At 58.7% G+C, this 16,033-nt stretch carries 18 protein-coding genes; 9 read left to right on the top strand and 9 right to left on the bottom strand.

Annotated features, from left to right (window positions below):
- Positions 1-11 precede the first annotated feature (11 nt).
- Together AAEZ06_RS13075 and AAEZ06_RS13070 are read left to right on the top strand one after the other, a co-directional pair.
- On the top strand, positions 12-866 hold the full coding sequence (locus AAEZ06_RS13075) for a DNA adenine methylase (protein ID WP_350614585.1): 855 nt from the start codon (positions 12-14) through the stop codon (positions 864-866).
- Positions 867-1,015: 149 nt separating this feature from the next.
- Positions 1,016-1,291 carry a pyocin activator PrtN family protein gene (locus tag AAEZ06_RS13070; RefSeq protein WP_350614583.1) on the top strand — a complete coding sequence of 92 codons (276 nt, stop codon included), beginning with the start codon at positions 1,016-1,018 and terminating at the stop codon, positions 1,289-1,291.
- On the opposite strand, the gene AAEZ06_RS13065 is transcribed toward AAEZ06_RS13070, so the two are convergent.
- Positions 1,266-2,417 (bottom strand): tyrosine-type recombinase/integrase, encoded by a 1,152-nt coding sequence (locus tag AAEZ06_RS13065; protein WP_350614581.1) that lies wholly within the window; start codon positions 2,415-2,417, stop codon positions 1,266-1,268. The genes AAEZ06_RS13070 and AAEZ06_RS13065 overlap by 26 nt on opposite strands.
- Before the next feature lie 103 nt (positions 2,418-2,520).
- On the opposite strand from AAEZ06_RS13065, the gene dusA reads away from it, so the two are divergent.
- Both dusA and tal read left to right on the top strand, forming a co-directional pair.
- Positions 2,521-3,531, top strand: a complete 1,011-nt coding sequence (dusA, locus tag AAEZ06_RS13060; protein WP_350614579.1) for a tRNA dihydrouridine(20/20a) synthase DusA — start codon at positions 2,521-2,523, stop codon at positions 3,529-3,531.
- 349 nt (positions 3,532-3,880) lie between these two features.
- Positions 3,881-4,807 (top strand): transaldolase, encoded by a 927-nt coding sequence (tal, locus tag AAEZ06_RS13055; RefSeq protein WP_133101572.1) that lies wholly within the window; start codon positions 3,881-3,883, stop codon positions 4,805-4,807.
- Positions 4,808-4,873: 66 nt separating this feature from the next.
- Here the strand turns inward: tal and rssC are convergent, their stop codons facing one another.
- The gene (gene rssC / locus AAEZ06_RS13050; protein ID WP_133101573.1) at positions 4,874-5,356 is read right to left on the bottom strand and encodes an anti-sigma factor antagonist RssC; all 483 of its coding nucleotides are present in this window, start codon (positions 5,354-5,356) and stop codon (positions 4,874-4,876) included.
- Positions 5,356-6,537: a two-component system response regulator RssB gene (rssB, locus tag AAEZ06_RS13045; RefSeq protein WP_149412914.1), complete on the bottom strand. Its 1,182-nt coding sequence runs from the start codon at positions 6,535-6,537 to the stop codon at positions 5,356-5,358. Before rssB ends, rssC begins: the two co-directional genes overlap by 1 nt.
- A 277-nt stretch (positions 6,538-6,814) precedes the next feature.
- Between rssB and AAEZ06_RS13040 the strand changes: the two genes are divergently transcribed.
- Complete coding sequence (locus AAEZ06_RS13040) at positions 6,815-7,114, top strand: PilZ domain-containing protein (RefSeq protein WP_149412913.1); 300 nt, start codon at positions 6,815-6,817, stop codon at positions 7,112-7,114.
- A gap of 59 nt (positions 7,115-7,173) precedes the next feature.
- Here the strand turns inward: AAEZ06_RS13040 and AAEZ06_RS13035 are convergent, their stop codons facing one another.
- Positions 7,174-7,860 carry an MlaA family lipoprotein gene (locus AAEZ06_RS13035; RefSeq protein WP_149412912.1) on the bottom strand — a complete coding sequence of 229 codons (687 nt, stop codon included), beginning with the start codon at positions 7,858-7,860 and terminating at the stop codon, positions 7,174-7,176.
- A 194-nt stretch (positions 7,861-8,054) separates the two neighbouring features.
- Between AAEZ06_RS13035 and pcrP the strand changes: the two genes are divergently transcribed.
- Both pcrP and AAEZ06_RS13025 read left to right on the top strand, forming a co-directional pair.
- A complete protein-coding gene (gene pcrP, locus AAEZ06_RS13030; protein WP_350614575.1) occupies positions 8,055-8,666 on the top strand; it encodes an HAD superfamily inactivated hydrolase PcrP in 612 nt (203 codons plus the stop codon).
- A gap of 122 nt (positions 8,667-8,788) precedes the next feature.
- Entirely contained in the window at positions 8,789-9,052 is a 264-nt protein-coding gene (locus tag AAEZ06_RS13025) for a DUF4404 family protein (RefSeq protein WP_149412911.1), read from the top strand.
- A 37-nt stretch (positions 9,053-9,089) separates the two neighbouring features.
- Here the strand turns inward: AAEZ06_RS13025 and queF are convergent, their stop codons facing one another.
- Together queF and copI are read right to left on the bottom strand one after the other, a co-directional pair.
- The gene (queF, locus tag AAEZ06_RS13020; RefSeq protein WP_133101579.1) at positions 9,090-9,920 is read right to left on the bottom strand and encodes an NADPH-dependent 7-cyano-7-deazaguanine reductase QueF; all 831 of its coding nucleotides are present in this window, start codon (positions 9,918-9,920) and stop codon (positions 9,090-9,092) included.
- 69 nt (positions 9,921-9,989) lie between these two features.
- A complete protein-coding gene (gene copI, locus AAEZ06_RS13015; protein ID WP_149412910.1) occupies positions 9,990-10,520 on the bottom strand; it encodes a copper-resistant cuproprotein CopI in 531 nt (176 codons plus the stop codon).
- 157 nt (positions 10,521-10,677) lie between these two features.
- Here copI and AAEZ06_RS13010 point away from each other — a divergent pair, with 157 nt between their 5' ends.
- A complete protein-coding gene (locus AAEZ06_RS13010; protein WP_149412909.1) occupies positions 10,678-11,358 on the top strand; it encodes a heavy metal response regulator transcription factor in 681 nt (226 codons plus the stop codon).
- The gene (locus tag AAEZ06_RS13005; RefSeq protein ID WP_149412908.1) at positions 11,358-12,719 is read left to right on the top strand and encodes a heavy metal sensor histidine kinase; all 1,362 of its coding nucleotides are present in this window, start codon (positions 11,358-11,360) and stop codon (positions 12,717-12,719) included. The genes AAEZ06_RS13010 and AAEZ06_RS13005 overlap by 1 nt, the downstream gene beginning before the upstream one ends.
- Before the next feature lie 8 nt (positions 12,720-12,727).
- On the opposite strand, the gene AAEZ06_RS13000 is transcribed toward AAEZ06_RS13005, so the two are convergent.
- Genes AAEZ06_RS13000 through AAEZ06_RS12990 form a run of 3 tightly spaced genes read right to left on the bottom strand, consistent with a single transcriptional unit; the run spans position 12,728 to position 15,973 of the window.
- The gene (locus tag AAEZ06_RS13000) at positions 12,728-13,972 is read right to left on the bottom strand and encodes a lipoprotein-releasing ABC transporter permease subunit (protein WP_350614572.1); all 1,245 of its coding nucleotides are present in this window, start codon (positions 13,970-13,972) and stop codon (positions 12,728-12,730) included.
- 59 nt (positions 13,973-14,031) lie between these two features.
- Positions 14,032-14,715: a lipoprotein-releasing ABC transporter ATP-binding protein LolD gene (gene lolD, locus AAEZ06_RS12995; protein WP_178114402.1), complete on the bottom strand. Its 684-nt coding sequence runs from the start codon at positions 14,713-14,715 to the stop codon at positions 14,032-14,034.
- Between the two features lie 7 nt (positions 14,716-14,722).
- Complete coding sequence (locus AAEZ06_RS12990) at positions 14,723-15,973, bottom strand: lipoprotein-releasing ABC transporter permease subunit (protein ID WP_350614569.1); 1,251 nt, start codon at positions 15,971-15,973, stop codon at positions 14,723-14,725.
- Positions 15,974-16,033 lie beyond the last annotated feature (60 nt).

Raw genomic sequence — 16,033 nt, 5'->3', positions numbered from 1 at the left:
GGAATAAATCCATGACTATTACATCACCAGTCATCCGCTATCACGGCGCAAAGTTTCGACTTGCTCCTTGGGTCCTGCAGCACTTTCCGCCGCACCTTTGCTATGTCGAATCTTTTGGCGGCGCAGCCGGCGTCCTGATACAAAAATCTCGATCATATGCCGAGGTGTACAACGACCTAGACGGCGACATCGTGAACTTGTTCCGTGTGTTGCAGGATCAGGATTCCCGATCGGCACTTGTGGAACGCCTAGTGTTCACACCCTACTCACGCGAAGAGTTCGAACTGTCCTGGGAGCCGAGTGCCGAACCGATCGAAACCGCAAGACGAACCATCATCAGGGCACAGATGGGGTTTGGCTCTGCCGGTGCCACAAAGGGCGTGACCGGCTTCCGCATCGACACCAAGCGTCAGTACGGTACCGCCCAGTCCCTGTGGGCCACCTACCCCGAACAACTCGCAGAGGTTGGCCAGCGCCTGAGTGGCGTGCTTATCGAGAACAGACCCGCGATCGAGGTCATCAAGGCGCACGACGGCCCGCAAACATTGCATTACGTCGACCCGCCCTACGTGCACGACACCAGGTACAAGGGGGCGTCAAGTGGCCGGTATTACCGACATGAAATGGATGATGCCGAACACCGCGAACTGCTTGGCATGCTGCTCGATCTAGAAGGAATGGTCGTGCTGTCTGGATATCCGAGCGACTTGTACGCGGAGCTGCTACCCGGATGGGCCAGCTACAGCACATCCGCCCGGATCAGCGCCGGGCGCGGCACCGCGAATCGCACAGAGTGCATCTGGCTAAACCCACAATGCGAACGTCAGCTCCATGGGCTGTCACTGTTCGGAGGCAGTTCACTATGACCAAAATCGCAATATGGGGCTTCTTAGCTGGCCTTGGATTCATGGCATCGCAGGAGCTGTGGTGGGTGGCCACTGGAATGGTGGGCCTCTGCCATGGTTGAGAACCCCGAACAGCCGCAAACACCGGTTCGACAAACCTGGGGGTCAGCATGAACACAGCCTTTATTTTGATGGCCCAATATGACGGCCAGGCGATTATCTCGCTGGAGCTGGTGTGCCGGGATTACTTCACACACCTGACGCCGGAGATGTTCCAGCGCAAGGTGATGAGCGGTCAGATCAAGCTGCCCATCACCCGCATGGAGCCGAGTCAGAAGTCGGCCAAGGGCATCCACCTCAGCGACCTGGCCGCTTATCTGGATTCACAACGCGCGGCCGCAGTTAAAGAGCACTGCCAGCTCAACGGGTTAAAACACGTCGTTTGAGCCACTTCATTGATGCGGCGCCCAGTTGGACGGGCGCCCTCAATATCTTCTCGTGCCACTCCCATCCCACATATCGGTCACCCTTGCCTCGCAGGTGGGTGTATCGGCGCATCGAGTTCCAGTCTCGGTGGCCGGAAACGCTCGCCACACGCGGTATGTCCCAATCCATTTCAAACAGGCGACTGATACCTTCATGGCGTAGGTCGTGGAAGTGCAGATCTGCGATCTCCAGGAACTTGCACGCTTTCGCCCAAGAGGTGGAAATTGACTCAGGGCTGTAGGGGAATATGTCTTCGCCGGCCTTGGGCATTGTCTGGAGGATGTGCCACGCTTCGTCCGGCAGGTAACACCAAACATCGTTGCCGATCTTCTGCCCGGGGTTTTTCATGTCACGCACCAGCACCCGCTGACCTGCCTCGTCGACGTCTGCCCAGCGGATACGTGTTATTTCATCCAGCCGGCGCGTCGAGAACAGGGCGAAGCCCACGACCTTCAGCATATTGGTGACAGTCGGGCGCCTTGCCTGCATCGCTTGGTAGTGCGTCAGCACCTTTCCCAACTCGTCCAACGTCGGCCGTCGGTCACGCTCCCGGCTTTTCAGGTTGTAGCCCAGCTTGCGCAGCACCCGCCGGGCGCCGCCCATGGCGAGAGGATCAACCTGGTAACCCCATGCGTCTTTGGCGATTGCCAGAACAGCACCGAGGTGCGCCAGGTCGTTTCCGGCGGTTTGCGGCTGGACCCCACCACCCTCTCCGCTCATCCGCCAAAGGGCAAAATCGACAAGGCACTGGGTGTTGACGTCGGTGTCGTTCAACTTGCCGAAGTGCGTTTCACTGATGGCAGTGAGGGTGGCCTTCTTTGTTTTGCCCAACGGCCGAGCCTTTTCCACTTCCACCAGGTACTGGTCAATCATTTCTTTGACGGTGACACCCTTGCGGCTCGCACGCTCGATCGCACCAGGCTCATCCAGCTCCGACCCACGTTTGCGGGCCCAAGCTTGGGCGGCCTGTTTTCGGGCGAAGGTCTGGCTCTCTTGGTAGACTTGCACTCCGTCGCGCTTGATGCGGATCTGAGCCGTGTAGCTCACCGTCCCATCTGCCAGTTTTCTTGCCCTGATAGTCGCCATATAGAAAGTGGTACGCGTCAGTTTTTGAGTGGTACATCGTACCACCGAGCCTTAAAAAACGCCTGAAAACGCCCCAAAACACGCCCAGAATACGTTGAGTAAAATGCTAGATAAACAGAGCTTTAGCCCAGCAGAATCAAGCCCCGCACTGTCTCGGCGCTTTAGCGTTGCACCCATGATGGATTGGACCGACCACCACTGCCGCTTCTTCCTGCGCCTACTCTCCAAACACGCCCTCCTCTACACCGAGATGGTCACTACCGGCGCCATCCTCCACGGCGACCACGAGCGTTTCCTGCGCCATAACGATGCCGAACACCCGCTCGCCTTGCAGCTGGGCGGTAGTGTCCCGGCGGACCTAGCCGCCTGCGCCCGTATGGCCCAGGCCGCAGGTTACGATGAGGTCAACCTCAACGTCGGCTGCCCCAGCGACCGCGTACAAAACAACATGATCGGCGCCTGCCTCATGGCTCACCCTGCTCTGGTAGCAGATTGCGTGAAAGCGATGCGTGATGCGGTATCGATCCCGGTGACGGTGAAGCATCGGATCGGGATCAATGGCCGGGACAGTTATCCCGAGCTGTGTGATTTTGTCGGGCAAGTGAAGGACGCGGGCTGCACCAGCTTTACCGTGCATGCGCGGATTGCGATTCTGGAGGGGTTGTCGCCCAAGGAGAATCGGGACATCCCGCCGTTGCGTTATGACGTGGCGGCGCAGTTGAAGCGCGATTTTGCCGAGCTTGAGATTATTCTCAACGGTGGGATCAAGACGCTGGAGGAGTGTGAGGAGCATTTGCAGACGTTTGACGGGGTGATGCTGGGCCGAGAGGCCTATCACAACCCGTATGTGCTGGCCGAGGTGGATCAACAGCTGTTTGGGAGTACGGCGCCGGTGATCAGTCGGGCCGAGGCGTTGGCGCAGTTGCGGCCTTATATAGCAGAGCATCTGGCGATAGGGGGCTCGATGCATCACATTACCCGTCATGTGCTGGGGTTGGGCACGGGCTTCCCGGGGGCGCGGAAGTTTCGGCAGTTGTTGTCGGTGGATATTCACAAGGCCAGCGATCCGCTGGCGTTGTTGGATCAGGCGGCGGGGTTGCTGGAGGGGCGCTAACTGAACAGCCCGGAAGCCGATCGCGTTTTTTCTGACAGAGCGCAGTCGCTCAATTGGGGGCGCTTCGCACCCCAACGGGAGCAAGTACCCTCGCCAGAAGGGCTGGGCTGGCCGAGAGTGTGTGGGGAGTCATGACCATCCCTGGCTAATCACTCCTTTAGACGAATCGTCGTTGGGTTACTTAGGTTGAACCTGTCCCGCCTTTTGCCCTCCTATTTACCAGCAAGGCCCGCCATTCAAACAACCGTTTTCAGGTTGTTGCCGCTGTGGGCCGTTGAACGCATTCGCACCCTTGAGCGGCTGTCGGCGCTCGGGTAATGTCATCAGACCCATAGGACAGAGCACGCCCATGACTTCCAAGCTGGAACAACTCAAACAAATGACCACTGTGGTTGCCGATACCGGCGACTTCGAGGCTATCGCTCGCGTCAAGCCGGTGGATGCCACCACCAACCCTTCGCTGTTGCTCAAGGCGGCGTCCATTGCAGGTTATGCCAAGTTGCTGGACGAGTGCGTTGCTGACTGCAATGGCGACGTCGGCCTGGCCAGCGACCGTTTTGCGGTAGCCGTCGGCCAAGAGATTCTGAAAGTAGTACCCGGCCGTATTTCCACCGAGGTGGATGCCCGCCTGTCGTTCGATACCGATGCGGTGCTCAAGCGCGCACATCGCTTGATCGACCTGTACGAAAAGGCCGGCATTGGCCGTGACCGCGTACTGATCAAGATCGCGTCCACTTGGGAAGGCATCCGCGCCGCCGAACAACTGGAAAAAGAAGGCATCCAGACCAACCTGACTCTGCTGTTCTCCTTCGCTCAAGCCGTGGCTTGTGCTGAAGCGGGCGTATTCCTGATTTCGCCATTCGTGGGCCGTATTTACGACTGGTACAAAAAGGCTAATGGCAACGACTACACCGGTACCGATGATCCGGGCGTGCAGTCAGTAACGCGCATCTACAACTACTACAAGGCCAATGGCTACAAGACCGTGGTGATGGGGGCGAGCTTTCGCAACCTGAGCCAGATCGAGGAGTTGGCCGGTTGTGATCGCCTGACCATCAGCCCCGACCTGCTGGAGAAGCTGGCAGCCGACAATGGCAAACTGGAGCGTAAACTGGCGCCGGGCCATGCCGGTGAAGCTCGTGTGCATATGACTGAAGCGCAGTTCCGTTGGGAATCCAACGAAGATGCGATGGCCACCGAGAAGCTGGCCGAGGGCATCCGTCAGTTTGCTCGTGACCAGGAAAAACTCGAAGTGCTGTTGACCGCAAAGCTGTAAAATCGACGGTAAAAAGGGCGGCACCCTCGCGGGCCCGCCCTTTTTCGTGGCTGCAATTCTATAAGATCAATGCCGCTCCAGCGCATTCACCAGGTCGTGGAACGCCTCGCGGTTGGAGTCGTTCAAGCCCATCAGGATCTTGTGAGCTTCCAGCACCTTGATCCGTACCACTTCCTCGGATTGATCCTGGGACGGCAGGTCGGTCAGGCATTCCGTGCACGGGATCGGGCGATCAACAATGTTGAACACTTGATCGAAGCCCATGGACTGCAGGAGCCGGGTGATGTCTTCGTGGGTGGTGACCACGGTCGGCAACAGTCCGACCTTCTGCCGAGACAGAATGGACAACTTGGCCAACAGCCCAAGGGTGGTGCTATCGATGCTGCGGGTTTCGGTCAGATCGATCACGATCGCCGAGAAGTTCAGGGCAGTGAAAATCCGCTCAATCGTCGCATCCAGCGCCGAACACAAGGTCAGGCGCACTTCACCGACAAATTTCAGGACAAAGGTCCCGTCTTGCTCGGCGAACTGGATTCTTCCGGTACTCATCAAAGATTCCTGCTCAACACCAGTAGGGCGATATCATCCGGCATCTCCCCCAGCGTGGCCAATCCAAAAACCTGCCGCAGGCCATCCAGGCTGCCGCCCGCCGACCTGACCCGTTGAGGCAAGGCGGCTTCTTTCTCTTTGAGTGTAGGCTCTGGCAAAAGGTCCAGAATGCCATCGGACATCAGCGTCAAGCTGAAGGTCGGCGGCAGTTCCAATACGTGGTCTTCGTAGGTGGCTTCATTGAACAAGCCCACTGGCAAACCACGCCCTTCCAGATAACGAACACTGTCCGGAGTATACAAAACCGGCAATGGCAGGTGACCGCCAATGCTGTAGGTCAGAAGACCCGTTTCTTCATCAATCACGCCGCCCACCATCGTCACGTGCTTGCCCAGCTTGCAGCTGATCAGGCCTCGGTTGATGTGGCCCAGCACTTGCGAAGGAGTGAACTCTGGCAAGGTACCGTTGCGCTTGGATTCGAACAACAGCCGTGTGGTCATGAATTTCAACAACACGGTCACGAATGCAGAAGATGCACCATGGCCGGAAACATCAGCCAGGTAGAACGCGACACGCCGCTCATCAACGCGGAAGTAGTCGACAAAATCACCCGATAGGTACAGCGACGGGATGATCTGGTGGGCAAACTGGAACTCGTCGATGGTCCACGGGCTGACCGGCAGCATGTTCATCTGCACCTGGCGACCGGCGTTCTGGTCTTCCTGGAGCAGGTTCAGGCTGGCTTCGAGTTCTCGGTTGGCTGTTTCCAGCTTTTCGCGGTAGCGCTGGTTTTCCAGCAGCAGGCGCGAACGATCAAGGGCACGGCGCACCGAGTGCTCCAGCACCGCCAGGTCTTCCAGGGGTTTGATCAGGTAATCGGCGGCGCCCAGGCGCAAGGCCTCGACAGCATCGTTCATCACGCCAGCACCCGACACGACAATGACCGGCGTCTGCGGGGAAAGGTCGGTGACTTGGCGGATCAGTTCGAGACCGCCCACCTGAGGCATGCGCAGGTCGCAGATCACAAGGTCGGGCTTGTCGCGCCCGAACACCTGAAGACCCTGGAGGCCATTGCTGGCCTGCAGGACGCTGAAGCCACTGTCTTCCAAATAGGCCGCGAGGCTCGCACGCACTACTTCGTCGTCATCGATTATCAGCAGCGTGGCACTGGTTTTCTGCATGTGGGCAAACGGCGCCAGAATTAGGTTGGCGTAGGCAGACAGGCTTTGGCCTGGCTCACACTACTGGATTCGCTTTCTAGCCTCTCTGTCCTACAAAACATGAGTTTTCAACTCACGCACAAAGGTAAAGCAGAGGTGCCCTTCTAAGGCGCAGACGGTACTCCCATCCGCCAGGGGTTTCAAGCTCATGCCGATGGTCGCCGGACGTCTTTACATCGCAAATCACCGGGAGTTATAAGAACAGACAAAACCACAACGCAATGGATGGATGAAACCTATGAGCGGAAACGAGCGTGACTACGCTGAGAAGCGTGATTTCATTCGCATGCGGGTGGATGCCGAGGTATCTCTTATCCATGCAGGGCAAGTCATTGCCGCCACGTGCATGGACCTTTCCAGCTCGGGAATGCAGGTGCAGGCGCCACAGCTATTCAAGATCGGGGACAAGGTAAGCGTACGCATCGATTCCGAGCATGCCGCACTCAAAGGCCTGGAGGCTGACACCGAAGTGGTGTGGGTACAGAAATTGGATGATGGCCAACAGAAGCTCGGCCTATCGATCCTGAAGATGGACTGAAATCAGCACATACAAAAAAGGCGACCCGAAGGCCGCCTTTTTCATTTAAGACTTAAACCTTAAAAATCGTCCACAACCTTGCCATCTTTTACCTTGAACTCGCGGTTCTGCAGGTAGGCATTGCGGATGAAAGTGTATTTGTCGCCGTTGATAAGCTTTTCAGCAGACAGCAGGCTGGCACGGGTGTCGACGATGTCGAGACCCATGGCGCTGTTGCGCCACCCAATGTCATTCATGTAGCGGTACGGTTCGGTGAAGCTGTCCACATACTTGGACGGCGCGTCACGCAGGGTGCTTGGGCCCAGCAGCGGCAGCATTACGTACGGACCGCTGCCGACGCCCCAGTAGCCGAGGGTCTGACCGAAGTCTTCGTCATTACGCTGCAGCCCCATTTTAGTGCCTACATCGATGACGCCCAGCACGCCAAACGTGGTGTTCACCAACAAACGGGCGGTATCGACGCCAGCGGCGTGGGGTTTGAGTTGCAGCACATTGTTGGCAAGGTTGCCGACGTCGCCGATATTGCGGAAGAAGTTGTGGACACCGTCTTCAACAAACTGCGGGGTGATCCACTGATAGCCTTGAGCCAAAGGCTTGAGGGCATAAGTATCAACGGTATCGTTGAAGGTAAAGATTGGGCGGTTGACGTTTTCCCATGGATCGTCTTCCGCGGCCTGGACGGCGAAAGGAACCAGCAGGACACTGGCACACACGGATAGCTGAGCTAGACAATGGCTCCAGCGCATACCTTGAACTCCTTGAATGATCTGTCATGGGCGCTATGCCCTGAATTAGGCGTCAGTATATGACGGAAGTGTTAGATTAGGCAGCCTTAGGAAAATGTCATTCATAAAATGTACAAAATTCCTACAATTGGAATTGATGTAACCTGCCTGTCATCCGCGTCCGATAGCGTCACTGCTATTTCAGGGACGTCGATATGCCCCACGCCGAGATTGTTGTCGCCAGCGCCCCGTCCTTGACCGCCGTACTGTTCGGCCTGAGTGGCTGCCTGGTGGACTTTGGTTCCCTGGCCCGCACCGACATCGCTCCCGACACCGAAACCCACGCCACCCCGGGCGCCTTGAAGATCCTGCAATCCCTGGAAGAACAAGGCATGCCCTGCGCCTGGCTGGATGAACTGCCCGCAGCCGTCGCCACGCCCCTGGCCGACGTGCTGCCTCGCTGGATTAAAGCAGCGACGCCCGCTACCACCCGCTGGCCCGCACCCCACGCCTGCTGGCAAGCCTTGATGGACTTGAACATCGAACGCCTGGAAGGTTGCGTTCTGGTCAGCGGTGAACCACGCCTGCTGCAGTCGGGGCTCAACGCCGGGCTCTGGACCATAGGCCTGGCGTCGTGCGGCTCCCTATGCGGGCTCTCCCCTGCACAATGGCAGGCGCTGAGCGAGCGGGAGCGCGAGCACAAACGCGCCAAGGCAACGATGGCACTTTACGGTCTGGGGGTGCACTCGGTAATCGATCACTTGGGCGAGTTGGGTACTTGCCTCGCGGATATCAGTCTGCGGCTGCTCAAGGGAGAGAAACCCTGAGCGGCAGATTGATCAGGATCATGCACAGCACGCGGGAGTGGATTAATCTACAGGCCAGACCATAGACTTTTATCGGCGTGCCGCGGTCTATGCCAATGCCTATCGATAAAAGGAAGAACGCCATGCCTGCCCGCGAACTGCAAGAACAGCTCAATACCCTGCGCGAGCAATTGGAGCAGAATCCGCCGCTGTCGGAAGCCGAGCGTGAAAATCTGCAAGAGTTGATGGCTCAGATTGAGCAGGAACTGAACCTCGAAAATACCACCCAGAATCCCAGCCTCGCCGACGGCGTGAACCTCGCGGTAGAACGCTTTGAACTGGAACACCCAGCCATTGCAGGGACCTTGCGCAACATCGTGCTGACCCTGGGCAACATCGGGATCTGACACAAAAAGCCCCGCGATCAAGCGGGGCTTTCCAGTGTTACTGGCGGGCCAGACGCAAGTTCTGGAACTCCACCGCCTCGGTACTGCGGTACGGATTGATATCCAACCCACCCCGACGTACATACCGTGCATATACCGTCAATTTCTCCGGTTTCAGCAAGCGCTGCAAATCCAGGAAGATCCGTTCCACACACTGTTCATGAAAGTCCGAATGCTGGCGAAAACTCACCAGGTATTCCAGCAGGCTGGCGTGATCCAACGCCGCGCCGCGGTACTCCACCGCCACGCTGCCCCAATCAGGCTGGCTGGTCACCGGGCAGTTGGATTTGAGCAGATGACTGTGAACGCTCTCCTCCACAATGCGCGACTCATCACAACGCAACAGTTCCGGACGCGGATGCTCGTAGTTGCTGACGCTGATATCCAGATCATCAATGCACACGCCCGGCAGGCTGACCACGCCTTCGGCTTCCACATCGCCAAGGCTTCGGATTCGCACGCCAACCGGTTTTCCGGCGGCGGTGCCCAGGTCCGTACGCAAGGTAGCCTCAAGGCTTTGCGTATCGACAAACGCCGTCTGATTCAGCGAGTTGAGGTAGAGCTTGAACGATTTCGACTCGATGATGTTCGGCGAATCGGCCGGGATGCTGAATTCACCGATAGCCACCACCGGCTTGCCGGACGGCAACAGCCAGGACAACTCAAAGCAGTTCCAGAAATCCACACCCTTATAAGGCAGCGTGTCGGCGCTTAGGCCGAGCTCGGCCCACTTGGCGGCACGGGGAATCGGGAACAGCAATGAAGGGGTATAGGTAGAAATGTATTCACTGGACTTGCCCAGCGGCGAATGTTCGGCTGCGGGATGCATGGCGGAAACCTGGCTAAATAAACCCCGCCAGTCTACCAGCCTTTGCTCCCGCCTTTGAACGCCAGGTGCTTACTGACTGACGGTGAGCTTACCCACCATGCCCGCCTGATAGTGCCCGGGGATGTTACAGGCAAACTCCAAGGCACCGGCCTTGCTGAAAGTCCAGGTCAGCTCGGCGGTTTTGCCTGGCTCCACCAGCACGCTATTGGGGTCGTCGTGTTTCATGCCGCCCATGTTGTCATGGCCCATGGTGCTGTGGTCCATGTTGCCCATCTTCACGCCCGTCGCCGTCAACATACCGCTGGCCTGCATCTGCAGCATCTCCTTCTGGTGACTGGCGTGCATGGCCGCGTCGCCGAGATTGAATTCGTGAAGCAACTGGCCTTTATTGACCAGCACGAAGCGCACGGTCTCACCGGCCTTTACATCGAGGGACTTGGGCGAGAAGGAATTGTCCTGTAGCACCACCTCTACCGTACGCGTGGCCTTGGTGGCAGGCGCAGCCGCGCCGAAAGCATAGGTGTGAGCCCCGGATGCCAGGACTGGAGCACTCAACACCAGCAAGCAGCCCGCTAACAGCCAGGATTTACGTAAAAACATGTTCACTCTCCAGAAAGTTTGGAATTAACCTGTGAAAAACTCTACGGATGCGCCGCTGCCAGCCAGCTGACTGTTAGATTACAACTTTGTCAGGTTGCGCCTGCACCGTGGCGCTCACGGTATAAAGCCTGCTGTTACCCGTTGCCATGAGCCACCCATGAAACTACTGATCGTCGAAGACCAACCGAAAACCGGTCACTACCTGCGCCAGGGCCTCGCCGAAGCTGGGTTCAACACCGAGTTGGTGGCCGACGGCACCACCGGCCAGCACCTGGCGCTGACCGGCGACTACGACCTGTTGATCCTCGATGTGATGTTGCCGGGCCGTGATGGCTGGCAAATCCTCCAGGCAGTGCGCAGCGCCGGGCTCGATATCCCAGTGCTGTTCCTCACCGCACGAGACGCCGTGGACGACCGGGTCCGCGGCCTGGAACTGGGCGCCGACGATTACCTGGTCAAGCCCTTCGCCTTCTCCGAGCTACTGGCGCGAGTGCGCAGCCTGTTGCGCCGTGGCAGCAGCGCGCCCCAGGAAACCAGCCTGCAACTGGCCGACCTGCGCCTGGACCTGATTCGCCGACGGGTAGAACGGGATGGCCAGCGCATCGACCTGACAGCCAAAGAATTTTCCCTTCTGGAACTGCTCTTGCGACGCCAGGGCGAGGTGTTGCCCAAGTCGCTGATTGCTTCCCAGGTCTGGGACATGAATTTCGACAGCGACACCAACATCATCGAAGTAGCTATCCGCCGACTGCGCCTGAAAGTCGACGATAGTTTCCCCAACAAGCTGATTCATACCGTGCGCGGCATGGGGTATGTGCTTGAGGAGCGGTTCAGTTGATGAAGCGGATTTCCCTGGCCAGCCGCCTGGCGCTGCTCTTTGCGGCGTGTACGGCCGTGGTGTCGCTGTTGGCGGGCGTGCTGTTCAACCATGCCAGTGAGACGCACTTTATCGAACTGGATCAACAGTTGCTCGACGCCAAGCTGGTGGCCCTGCGCAGCGGGCTACAAGGCGCCGACACGCCAGAGCTATTTGCCCAACGGGAAACTGCACTTCGAGAGGAACTCAGCCACCAACCCGACCTGTCTCTGCGGATCAACGCCGCCGATGGGCAGCGCTGGTTCGACAGTTCGCCGGCGATCCCCCTAGACTTGCCAGCAGCTCCCGGCCTGCACAGCCTGCAAAACGCTGGAACGGACTACCGCGTGTATAACGCGACGTTAGTGCCTGGCAACGCTGGCTCCCCACAATTGACCCTAATGCTCGACATCACCCACCACCAACACTTCCTGCAACGCATGCAGCACCTGATTTGGCTGACCGTCGGGCTCTCGGCCCTGGCCACCGCCCTGCTCGGCGCCTGGGCAGCCCGCAGTGGGTTGCGCCCCTTGCGCCGGATGAGCGAAGTGGCAGGCAGCGTGTCCGCACACTCCCTGGCCCAGCGCCTGCCCCAAGAACAAATGCCCGTAGAACTGGCGGAACTGGCCCAGGCCTTCAACGCCATGCTCGGTCGCCTGGACGATGCCTTCCAGCGACTCTCGGCGTTCTCCGCCGACATCGCCCATGAACTGCGCACGCCTCTGTCGAACCTGCTGACCCACACTCAGGTCATCCTCACCCAACCCCGGCTTCTGGAGGATTACCGCGAGGCGCTGCACAGCAACCTGGAAGAGCTGCAGTGGATGGCACAGTTGGTCAATGACATGCTGTACTTGGCCAAGGCGGACCATGGGTTGCTGGCTCCCAAGCGCGAACCCTTGGCGTTGGGCGATGAAGTGGATGCGTTGCTGGAGTTTTTTGCGCCGCTGGCGGAGGACACTCAGATAAGCTTGCTTCGGGACGGTACCGCCAGCACGGCGGGCGATCGAAGCATGCTGCGCCGTGCATTGTCCAACCTGCTGGATAACGCGCTGCGCTTCACCCCGCAGGGTGGCGAGGTCCGGGTCAGGATGAACGAGGCCGCCCAGGGTGTGACACTAAGTGTGGAAAATACCGGGCAAGGCATTCCCCAGACATTGCTGCCGAGGTTGTTTGATCGGTTCTACCGGGCGGACCCGGCCCGGCATGAGGGGAGCAGTGAACATGCCGGGCTTGGACTGGCAATTACCCAGTCAATTGTGCAGGCCCATGGCGGGCAGATTCGGTGTGAATCAGGCACCGGGTGGACAAGATTTGTCATTGAGCTGCCCAAGACAGCCTAACGATCAGGTCAGGAATACCTCAGCGCATGCGCCGGCTCAATCTTCGCCGCCCGATACGCCGGATAAATCGTCGCAAGGAAACTCAACACAAATCCGGCACCGCAAATCAGCAACACATCGCCACCTTGCAGCTCCGAAGGCAGGTTGCTGACGAAATACACATCGGAACTGAAGATGTGCTGCCCCGTCACCCGCTCCATCCAACCCACCAGTTCACTGACATTCAGCGCCGCAATTACACCGAGCACTCCGCCGATCAAGGTACCGACAATACCGATCACCGTACCCTGGACCATGAAGATCGCCATGATCTGCCGGGGCGTCGCGCCGATGGTGCGCAGGATCGCGATGTCCGCGCCCTTGTCGTTCACCACCATGATCAAGGTGGCGATGATGTTGAAGGCGGCAACGGCGACGATCATCAGCAACAGCAGACCGATCATGGTCTTTTCCATCTTCATCGCGCTGAACAGGCTGCCCTGGGTGTGCGTCCAGTCGTCCGCCTTGTAGTCCGCGCCGAGGCTGGCAGCGATGTCCGCCGAAACCTTGGGCGCCGCATACAGATCTTTCACGGCAAGGCGCACGCTTTGCACCTGATTCGGTTCCCAATGCTGCATCTGCGCGGCATCGGCGACGTGGATCAAGGCCATGGAGCCATCCAGCTCGGCACCCACCTTGAACACACCGACCACATTCAAACGCTGCATGCGCGGGGTGATACCACCAGGAGCGCTGCTGATTTCCGGGACGATCAGAGTCAGTTTGTCGCCGACATTCAGACGAAAGCGCCGAGCAGTGATCTCGCCGATCACCACACCAAACTCGCCAGGTTTCAGATCATCAAGACGGCCCTGGACAATATGCTGGGCAACGATGGAGACCTTGCCTTCCTGGGCCGGATCAACGCCGCTGATCTGGATCGGCTGCATCGACCCCTTATAGGACAGCATGCCTTCCATCTCGGTGAACGGCACGGCGGCGGTCACTTCGGGGTTTTTCATCGCGGCAGCAGCTACCGGCTGCCAATCGCTGATCGGATTGACGCCAACGATGGTGGCATGAGGCACCATGCCGAGGATGCGCGTGCTCATTTCGCGCTGGAAGCCGTTCATTACCGACAACACCACGATCATCGCCAGCACGCCCAGGGCGAGGCCAATCATCGAGGTCATCGAGATAAACGAAACAAAACGGTTGCGGCGCTTGGCGCGGGTATAGCGCGTGCCGATGAAAATCGATAACGGTCTGAACATTCGCGGGCACCGTTGAAAAAATAGAGAACTCGGGCGCGGACGCCCGGGTTTGACACAGGTCAGATGGCGACCAGATGACCTTCCTGCAGGTGCAACACGCGGTCCATCTGCCGGGCCATGCTCATGTCATGGGTCACCACCAGGAACGCTGTGCGCATCTGGGTGCTCAGTTCCAACATCAAGTCTTTGATGCCCTGGGCGGTGTGGGAGTCGAGGTTACCGGTGGGCTCATCGAGCATCACCAGGCCTGGGTTGTTGACCAGGGCGCGGGCAATCGCCACACGCTGGCGCTCGCCGCCGGACAATTCCGACGGTTTGTGCTCCAGACGATGACCCAGGCCGACCCGCTCCAGCAACGCCGTGGCCCGTTGACGAGCTTCAGCAATAGCAGTCTTGCCGATCAACAGCGGCATGCAGACGTTTTCCAGGGCGGTGAACTCTGGCAGCAAGTGGTGGAACTGGTACACAAAACCCAGCGAGCGATTGCGCAACTGGCCGCGCGCCTTCTCGTTCAAGGCCGACAGCTCTTCACCAGCCAGCCAGACGCTGCCCTGGGATGGTGTATCAAGACCACCCAACAGGTTGAGCAAGGTACTTTTGCCAGACCCGGAACTGCCGACGATCGCGACGCGCTCGCCCGGATGCAGTTCAAGTTGCAGGTTGGACAGCACCACCACGGATTCCGGGCCTTCCTCGTAGGATTTGCCCAGGTTGCGGCAGCTCAGGATTGCTTTTTCACTCATGCCCGATTCACTCATAACGTAAAGCCTGCGCTGGCTGGGTACGTGCCGCGCGCCAGGCTGGATACAGGGTGGCAAGGAAACTCAGGACCAACGCGGCGCCGCCAATCATCAACACGTCCTGGCTCTGCACCTGGGACGGCAAGTAGTCGATGAAGTAGACGTCGGCGTTGAGGAACTTGTGGCCGATCAGCGTTTCCAGGGCGGCGATGGCGGCGCTGACGTTCAATGCGGCGAAAATCCCCACCACCGTACCGATCAAGGTACCGACCACGCCAATCACTGTGCCCTGGACCATGAAGATCGCCATGATCTGTCCCGGCGTGGCGCCAAGGGTGCGCAGGATGGCGATATCGCCCTTCTTGTCGTTCACCACCATCACCAGTGTGGAGATGATGTTGAAGGCGGCAACCGCGACGATCAGCAGCAACAGCAGGCCGATCATGGCTTTTTCCATGCGGATGGCCTGGTAGAGGTTGCCGTGGGTACGGGTCCAGTCGCGGGCGTAGAACTGGCTTTCACCCAAGTGCTGGGCAATTTCCCACGAAGTGCGCGGCGCGTCGAACAGGTCGTTGAATTTCAGGCGCAGGCCCTGGACCTGGTCCGGCTTCCAGCGGTGCAGGCGCGCCAGGTCGGTGAGGTTGGTCAGGCCGAGGAAGCCGTCGATCTCGCCGGCGCCAACGTGAAACACGCCGACCACGGTGAAACGCTTCATGCGCGGGAACATGCCGGCCGGGGTCACGGTAACTTCCGGGGCAACGAAGGTCAGTTTGTCACCGATGCCCACGCCTAGCTTGGCCGCCGCCCTGTCGCCGATAACAATGCCGAAGCTGCCGGGCGACAAGTCGTCCAGTTTGCCCTGTTGCATGAAGTTATCGATGATCGAAACGTTGCGCTCCTGGGTCGGATCGATGGCATTGAGCAGGACTTTCTGCACCTTGCCGTCGTTGGTCAACAGGCCCTGCATCTGGGTAAAGGGCGCAACCGCCAGCACTTTCGGGTTCTGCTTGACCTTGGTGGCCAGGCTTTGCCAGTCACTGATGGGTTCACCGGTTTCGATGGTCGCGTGCGGCACCATGCCCAGTACGCGGGTGCGCATCTCATGATCGAAGCCGTTCATCACCGAAAGCACCACGATCATCACGACCACCCCGAGGGCGAGTCCGATCATTGAGGTCAAGGAAATGAACGACACAAAATGATTGCGACGCTTTGCACGGGTATAACGCGTGCCAATAAATACGAAGAGAGGTCTGAACATGTCGGGGCTTGTTCGAAGGAAAAGAAGACGTCCTTGTGGCGGGGTCAGGTAAGCAGCTTT

The organism is Pseudomonas sp. HY7a-MNA-CIBAN-0227 (assembly GCF_040310325.1).
GTDB lineage: Bacteria > Pseudomonadota > Gammaproteobacteria > Pseudomonadales > Pseudomonadaceae > Aquipseudomonas.
This window is presented reverse-complemented; position numbering and strand designations above follow the sequence as displayed.

What these genes read in the sequence shown, in the direction of transcription:
- AAEZ06_RS13075 (WP_350614585.1), top strand. Translation starts at nt 12, where the DNA reads ATGACTATTACATCACCAGTCATCCGCTATCACGGCGCAAAGTTTCGA.
- AAEZ06_RS13070 (WP_350614583.1), top strand. Translation starts at nt 1,016, where the DNA reads ATGAACACAGCCTTTATTTTGATGGCCCAATATGACGGCCAGGCGATT.
- AAEZ06_RS13065 (WP_350614581.1), bottom strand. Translation starts at nt 2,417, where the DNA reads ATGGCGACTATCAGGGCAAGAAAACTGGCAGATGGGACGGTGAGCTAC.
- dusA (WP_350614579.1), top strand. Translation starts at nt 2,521, where the DNA reads ATGCTAGATAAACAGAGCTTTAGCCCAGCAGAATCAAGCCCCGCACTG.
- tal (WP_133101572.1), top strand. Translation starts at nt 3,881, where the DNA reads ATGACTTCCAAGCTGGAACAACTCAAACAAATGACCACTGTGGTTGCC.
- rssC (WP_133101573.1), bottom strand. Translation starts at nt 5,356, where the DNA reads ATGAGTACCGGAAGAATCCAGTTCGCCGAGCAAGACGGGACCTTTGTC.
- rssB (WP_149412914.1), bottom strand. Translation starts at nt 6,537, where the DNA reads ATGCAGAAAACCAGTGCCACGCTGCTGATAATCGATGACGACGAAGTA.
- AAEZ06_RS13040 (WP_149412913.1), top strand. Translation starts at nt 6,815, where the DNA reads ATGAGCGGAAACGAGCGTGACTACGCTGAGAAGCGTGATTTCATTCGC.
- AAEZ06_RS13035 (WP_149412912.1), bottom strand. Translation starts at nt 7,860, where the DNA reads ATGCGCTGGAGCCATTGTCTAGCTCAGCTATCCGTGTGTGCCAGTGTC.
- pcrP (WP_350614575.1), top strand. Translation starts at nt 8,055, where the DNA reads ATGCCCCACGCCGAGATTGTTGTCGCCAGCGCCCCGTCCTTGACCGCC.
- AAEZ06_RS13025 (WP_149412911.1), top strand. Translation starts at nt 8,789, where the DNA reads ATGCCTGCCCGCGAACTGCAAGAACAGCTCAATACCCTGCGCGAGCAA.
- queF (WP_133101579.1), bottom strand. Translation starts at nt 9,920, where the DNA reads ATGCATCCCGCAGCCGAACATTCGCCGCTGGGCAAGTCCAGTGAATAC.
- copI (WP_149412910.1), bottom strand. Translation starts at nt 10,520, where the DNA reads ATGTTTTTACGTAAATCCTGGCTGTTAGCGGGCTGCTTGCTGGTGTTG.
- AAEZ06_RS13010 (WP_149412909.1), top strand. Translation starts at nt 10,678, where the DNA reads ATGAAACTACTGATCGTCGAAGACCAACCGAAAACCGGTCACTACCTG.
- AAEZ06_RS13005 (WP_149412908.1), top strand. Translation starts at nt 11,358, where the DNA reads ATGAAGCGGATTTCCCTGGCCAGCCGCCTGGCGCTGCTCTTTGCGGCG.
- AAEZ06_RS13000 (WP_350614572.1), bottom strand. Translation starts at nt 13,972, where the DNA reads ATGTTCAGACCGTTATCGATTTTCATCGGCACGCGCTATACCCGCGCC.
- lolD (WP_178114402.1), bottom strand. Translation starts at nt 14,715, where the DNA reads ATGAGTGAAAAAGCAATCCTGAGCTGCCGCAACCTGGGCAAATCCTAC.
- AAEZ06_RS12990 (WP_350614569.1), bottom strand. Translation starts at nt 15,973, where the DNA reads ATGTTCAGACCTCTCTTCGTATTTATTGGCACGCGTTATACCCGTGCA.